Here is a 3,758-nt window from a genome sequence, read left to right as displayed (position 1 = left end):
AAGGTGGCGCACGTCCGGCTCTGCCACTCGTGGATGCTGTTCGTGCGGGCCTATCCGCGCGAGAGCCAGGAGATGGTGTTCGACGCCCACGACCGGGCGTTCGCCTTCTTCAAGGGGACCTGCACGCGCGGGATCTACGACATGAAGACCGCGGTGGAGACGATCCTCGTCGGCCGCGCTCGCGCCTACAATCGACGCTTCCTGCAAATGTGCAGCCACTACCTGATCGACCCCGTGGCCTGCACGCCGGCGTCGGGCTGGGAGAAGGGTCAGGTCGAGAACAAGGTCGGGCTGGTGCGCGAGCGGTTCTTCACGCCGCGCGTCGGGGCGAAGAGCTATGACGAACTGAACGCCTGGGTGCTCGACCAGGCGATCGCTCAACGCCCAAGGCGCATCGTCATCCCGAGTTCGCGGACCGGACCGTGTGGGAGGCGTTCGAGGCCGAGCGCCTGAGCCTCGTTCCCTATGCCGCCGCTTCGACGGCTTCCACGCCGTGCCGGCGTCGGTGTCCAAGACGTGCCTCGTGCGGTTCGACAACAACAAGTACTCGGTCGCCGCGAGCGCGATCGGCCGCCCGGCCGAGATCCGCGCCTACGCCGACCGAATCGAGCTGCGTCAGGACGGCCGGATCGTCGGCGACCACCCGCGCTGCTTCGGCCGCGGCCAGACGGTGTTCGATCCCTGGCATTACGTCCCCGTACTAGCGAGGAAGCCCGGCGCGCTCAGGAACGGAGCGCCGTTCAAGGACTGGGTGCTGCCGGCGAGCATCGAGAAGGTCCGACGCAAGCTCACGAGCGTCGAGGACGGCGACCGTCAGATGGTCGCGATCCTGGCCGCGGTGCTGAGCGACGGCTTGTCCGCGGTCGAAGCCGCCTGCGCCGAGACGCTGCGTTAGGGCGTCTGCTCGGCCGACGTCGTCCTGAACATCCTCGCCCGGCGCCGGGCCCCGCGCCGCCGGTCACGATCATGACGCCGGAAGCGTTGCGGCTCGCCGTCGAGCCGACCGCCGACTGCGCCCGATACGACACCCTCAGGAGAGCCGTGTGATGAAGCGTTCCGCGATACTGACCATCATGGGCGAGCTCAAGCTCTACGGGATGAAGGCCGCCTTCGACGAGATCATCGCGACCGCCGTGAAGCGCGAGCACGAGTCTCAACGCATCGTCGGCGACCTGCTCACCGCCGAGATCAGCGAGAAGCAGGCGCGCTCGATCAAGTACCAGATCACCATCGGCCAAACTGCCGCTCGCCCGCGACGTCGAGGACTTCGCCTTCGACGACACGCCGATCAACGAGACGCTGATCCGCGACCTCGCCAGCGGCGAGTTCCTGGCTCACCAGCGTAACGTCGTGCTGGTCGGCGGAACCGGGACCGGCAAGACCCACCTCGCCATCGCGATCGCCCGGGCCTGCATCCGCGACGGGGCCAATCGCCACCCGTTTCCAGCCTGGCGTGCCCGGTAACCGAGAGGACGTCCCAAGCGGAAGCCGACCTTCGCGGAGATGATGCTCGAGGAGACGCATCGCGCGATCAAGGTAAGCGTGGGCGACAAGGTCGTCAAAATCCCCCGCGCGAAGGCTCTCATCCGGAAGATCTTCGACGCGGCGCTTCATGGCGATGCGACGGCGCTGAAGCTGATCATGGGTCACCTCGCGACCTTGGTGGATCCGAATGCGGATCAGCCGGCCGAGGCGCCGCTCTCGGCGGAGGAGATCGCCATCCTCGAACTGCTGTCGAAGGCCTGATCGATGGCCGGCGGCAAAGGCGCCGCCCTCGTGCATGCTCGGCGCGCGGACGCCCGCGAGGCCATCCGCGTCGCGTGCCGGAAGGACCTCTACCCTTTTTTCCGCGCGATGTTTCCGGTGTTGGCGCCGGGACAGCCTTTCATCGACGCTCTACATTTTCGAGCTATCGCGACGGCCCTTCAGAAGGTCGCCTCCGGCGAGATTAAGCGTCTCGCGATCGCGGTGCCGCCGCGACATGGCAAGAGCATGCTGGGGACGGTCGCTCTCCCGGCGTGGCTGCTTGGACAAGACCCTCGGTTGAAGGTGGTCTGCGCGTCGTACTCCGAGCAGCTCGCTAAGAGCTTCGCCAGTCAAGGGCGAGACCTGATGCGGTCGTCGCAGTTCCGGGACGTTTTTCCGGGCGCGATGCTCGCTTCCGGAGGAGCCGCTCTCGAAGAGCTGCGGACGACCGAAAAGGGCTACCGCCTCGCGACCTCCGTCGGCGGCGTTGTGACCGGAAAAGGCGCAGATTTCATTGTCGTGGACGACCCGCTGAAGGCGATAGAAGCCTCGTCCGAGAACGCCCGCCAGTCGGTCTTCGATTGGATGACGCAGTCCCTGCTGTCGCGGTTCGACAAGCCGACCGAGGGTCGCATGATCGTCATCATGCAACGGCTCCATCAGGACGACCCTATCGGCCGACTGATGGCTCAGAGCGGGTGGACCTTGCTCGAGCTTCCGGGCGAAGTCTGGAAACGGCAGGCGCTCGATATCGGCGGCGGAAAGGCCTGGACGCTCGAGCCCGGCGACCTCCTGTTCCCCGAGCGTTTCGGCCATGCGGACCTGAAGCTCCTAAAGGAGGAGCTCGGTGAGGCAGGTTACAATGCTCAGATTTTGCAGAGGCCTCTTCCGCCCGACGGGAACCTGTTCAAGATGAGTTGGTTTCGCCGTTACGACGAGGCGCCGCCGCGCAAGGCGTTCGAGCGCGTAATACAGGGCTGGGACCCAGCCTATATGGACGGCGAGGCCAACGCCTATACGGTCTGCACAACTTGGGGCATCGCAGGCCGAAAGCTGTATCTTCTTGACGTGCTCCGCGAGCGCATGAAGTTTCCTCAGCTCGGTTCGAGAGTGCTGTCTGAAAGAAAGAAGCACAAGGCGGACCAGGTGATCGTCGAAAGTGCAGGCGTCGGACAGATCCTTATCCAGGAGCTGAAAACGTATCAGTCGCCGACCCGGTGGTTGCTACCGATCTCCCCGAATGCCGCAAAGCTGGCGCGAGCAGAGGGACAAACGCCGAAGATCGAGCGGGGACGGGTCTATTTACCGAACTCAGCGCCATGGCTTGATGCCTTTGAACAAGAGATCGCGCTGTTCCCTCATGGCGTTTATGCGGATCAGGTCGACTCGACGAGCCAATTTCTACGCGCTCTAGACTACCGTGCCGTGTTGCTGGGACTATCGGCCTACGAAACGGACCCGAAGCTGCCGTTCTGAGCTGGCCTTAGAGTGTGGCGTCGACGGCTTCAGCTTTACCCCAGTTGAAGCATAAGACGCGGTCCGCGGTGCGCTTCATCCAGTCGATGATTGGGCGTGCATTTGCGACGCTTTGCTCGTCGGTCCGTTCGCCGAGCGCCTGAAGGAACGAGGCTTCGTCCCAAGTCCGCTGCGGAGCGTTCGAGATCGAGCTCTTGCTGCGGATGGCCGCCTGGGTCTGGCCGATCACCATCGGGACGAGCGTTCGCAAGCCCTCGCCCTGATACTGGCGAAGCTCGATGGCCAGCACCTCGGCCGGGCTCATCTGGGCGTTCAGGAACTCGACGACCCGTCGCAGCTCCCGTGGGATGATGTCCGCGACGAACAGCAGGCGAACCTTGCCCGCCTTCAGATTGGTATCGACGCTGCTGCGTGCAGGTCCCCTTGAAGAAGGCGAACGCCCGGTCGTGGGCGTCGAACACCATCTCCTGGCTCTCGCGCGGATAGGCCCGCACGAACAGCATCCACGAGTGGCAGAGCCGGACGTGCGCCACCTT

At 64.7% G+C, this 3,758-nt stretch carries 2 protein-coding genes and 3 pseudogenes; 4 read left to right on the top strand and 1 reads right to left on the bottom strand.

Going from position 1 to position 3,758, the window contains the following annotated elements:
* The 4 genes and pseudogenes from PKE75_RS13165 to terL form a co-directional block, all read left to right on the top strand.
* Positions 1–1,047, top strand: a pseudogene (locus tag PKE75_RS13165) (IS21/IS408/IS1162 family transposase); the annotation flags it as partial.
* Positions 1,047–1,428, top strand: a pseudogene (locus PKE75_RS13160) (ATP-binding protein); the annotation flags it as partial. The pseudogenes PKE75_RS13165 and PKE75_RS13160, both read left to right, overlap by 1 nt.
* A gap of 48 nt (positions 1,429–1,476) precedes the next feature.
* A pseudogene (locus PKE75_RS13155) lies at positions 1,477–1,746 on the top strand (DUF5681 domain-containing protein); the annotation flags it as partial.
* A gap of 3 nt (positions 1,747–1,749) precedes the next feature.
* Positions 1,750–3,222, top strand: a complete 1,473-nt coding sequence (gene terL / locus PKE75_RS13150; protein ID WP_271169201.1) for a phage terminase large subunit — start codon at positions 1,750–1,752, stop codon at positions 3,220–3,222.
* A gap of 7 nt (positions 3,223–3,229) precedes the next feature.
* On the opposite strand, the gene PKE75_RS13145 is transcribed toward terL, so the two are convergent.
* A partial coding sequence (locus tag PKE75_RS13145) for a hypothetical protein (RefSeq protein WP_271169202.1) occupies positions 3,230–3,758 on the bottom strand: 529 nt, incomplete at its 5' end.

It is taken from the genome of Hansschlegelia plantiphila, from assembly GCF_027922265.1.
In the GTDB taxonomy this organism is placed as follows: Bacteria; Pseudomonadota; Alphaproteobacteria; order Rhizobiales; family Methylopilaceae; genus Methylopila; species Methylopila plantiphila.
This window is presented reverse-complemented; position numbering and strand designations above follow the sequence as displayed.

Bases quoted from the DNA above. Each gene is read 5' to 3' on its own strand.
- terL (WP_271169201.1), top strand. From the start codon at position 1,750: ATGGCCGGCGGCAAAGGCGCCGCCCTCGTGCATGCTCGGCGCGCGGAC.